We start from the raw sequence: 447 nt of genomic DNA, 5'->3' as shown, positions 1-447 counted from the left end.
CTGGTACATGGCATACCTGCCGGATGCAGACTTGGCGGTTGCTGTCGTCGTCAAAAACGGTGGCGGCCAAGGCGAAGGTGCTACCGGCGGCTCTGTTGCCGCACCACTGGGCCGGGCTCTGCTCGACTTTGGTAGGGGGCAGTAATTTATGGCTGATGTGAACAACCGCGAAAGCATTCAGGCGCTGGTCGGCGATGAGTATGAGCTGCAGTGGGTGATTGGCCACGGCGGCATGTCCACGGTGTGGCTTGCCGACGATCACGCCAACGACCGCGAAGTAGCCATCAAGATTCTGCGGCCGGAGTTTTCCGATAACAACGAGTTTTTGGATCGCTTCCGCAACGAGGCCGATGCCGCGCGTTCCATCGAGTCGGACAATGTGGTCGCCACCTACGATTATGGTGAGGTCACAGAAGATAATGGCCACACGTTCTGCTTCATCGTCAT

At 57.9% G+C, this 447-nt stretch carries 1 pseudogene; it reads left to right on the top strand.

What is annotated here, in order from left to right:
* Nucleotides 1–148: 148 nt before the first annotated feature.
* Nucleotides 149–447 (top strand): annotated as a pseudogene (locus BKN05_RS12470) (serine/threonine protein kinase); the annotation flags it as partial.

It is taken from the genome of Corynebacterium sp. S5S1, assembly GCF_001913985.1.
GTDB classification, from domain to species: Bacteria; Actinomycetota; Actinomycetes; order Mycobacteriales; family Mycobacteriaceae; genus Corynebacterium; species Corynebacterium marquesiae.
The sequence above is the reverse complement of the archived record's forward strand: the minus strand, read 5'-3'. Positions and strand labels throughout refer to the sequence as shown.